Genomic DNA, 1,479 nt, shown 5'->3' with positions numbered 1-1,479 from the left:
TGCAATCTTCATTTTGCAATTGCCGTAAGGCTATCTTGCCCTTCGGGAAATCGCCATCGGCGACTTCGTGAATACAAGACGTTAAGCGCAAAGGCTCAATGCAGAATGCAGAATGCAAATTGAAAAATGCAAAATCGCCTTTTGTCAGATTTGGCTTTTGTACTCAAAATGTAGACAGAAATAAATTTGACTTTTGCACTTTGCAATCTTCATTTTGCAATTGCCGTAAGGCTATCTTGCCCTTCGGGAAATCGCCTTCGGTGACTTCGTGAATACAAGACGTTATTGATTGTAATAGATTGAGGTAGCGCATTTAATTTCCTAGTATTGGATATAGTGACCTGTGCTAATAAAGCTAAACAGGCTTAATTTTCAACCAGCATATTTAGTTTATTTCTAAAACCTATCAATTTAATGCTATTATGAATTTTAGTTATTTTAAATCCGGTAATATTTCATTGACTTTTTAATATCAAAATAACCACTTCCTTAGCTCAATCATGAAACATGGAAAGATCCCAGCATCAGGAATATATACATTTTGTATTGACCAATATAATAAATCTTTCCAGATACCGCTCCCTATTCTTAAAACTGGACAGTATACCGTCTCTGGTTTCTTCCCTTTGTATATCGTAAACTCATTAGGAGACTCAGAAGCAGCGATCAACAGCGATAAAGTAAGATAAAAACTTTTAAATCCAAAAGCGCTCCCAGAATATCCTGCTCCAAGAGACCAACCCGCTAAAGAATGCTTGTAAGGTCTGGATGTTTCTCCTACAGTTTGTGAATCATCAAGGTACACTTCCTCAAAATTATACAAATAGTATGATGCCCATCTTAATATTACAATATCAGCGCAAAAACCTATTTCTTTAAAAAATCCTGGCTTTATAAACACACCTATATTTGAATTATAAAATTCAGGTCTAAAATCTTCTGTAATTATTGACTGCCGTGGTTCTGCAGAAATGTGTACATTAATTAGTTTATCACCTCCCATTAACATTGATACGCTCAATATACTCGTGATAAACATAAAACGCATCAATCGTAACATTTTAAACACCTCCTTAGTTTCCTGAAAGTTCATACCATTGTAATTTCATTTTTATTCTCAAACCGTATCCACTAAACTCCTGTAAATTAGTAGTTAAACTAAGATTACATGATCCAACAAAGTCATCATTTGCACTATAATTTAATATATTATAGGATAAATCACACAAAATTGAAAAAAGCCAACCAGCAAGTGGCCAATTATATAATTCATCACAGTCCTTACCACTCCACATGCTAAACCATGGCTCATTAAATATTCCATGCTCGCTTACGCTCGCTTGCAATGACAGGGGGCCACCGAAGAAGTTACACCAAGTTACTTCTTTAGCTGGTTAGCTTGTTAGCCTGTTAGCTTGCTGGCTTGTTAGCTTGATAGCTTGATAGCTATCCAGCCATTTTGCCATCTCGCCATCTAGC

Annotated in this window: 2 protein-coding genes; both read right to left on the bottom strand. The window is 35.8% G+C overall.

The features are described 5' to 3' along the window. Positions 1–472 precede the first annotated feature (472 nt). On the bottom strand, positions 473–1,060 hold the full coding sequence (locus tag H0Z29_12135; GenBank protein MBO8132233.1) for a hypothetical protein: 588 nt from the start codon (positions 1,058–1,060) through the stop codon (positions 473–475). Positions 1,061–1,073: 13 nt separating this feature from the next. After that, positions 1,074–1,346, bottom strand: a complete 273-nt coding sequence (locus H0Z29_12130) for a hypothetical protein (GenBank protein ID MBO8132232.1) — start codon at positions 1,344–1,346, stop codon at positions 1,074–1,076. Positions 1,347–1,479: the final 133 nt, after the last annotated feature.

The organism is Candidatus Neomarinimicrobiota bacterium (assembly GCA_017656425.1).
Lineage (GTDB): Bacteria > Fidelibacterota > UBA2242 > UBA2242 > B5-G15 > JACDNV01.
The sequence above is the reverse complement of the archived record's forward strand: the minus strand, read 5'-3'. Positions and strand labels throughout refer to the sequence as shown.

Coding starts and splice junctions, on each gene's coding strand:
- H0Z29_12135 (MBO8132233.1), bottom strand. CDS start 1,060: ATGTTACGATTGATGCGTTTTATGTTTATCACGAGTATATTGAGCGTA.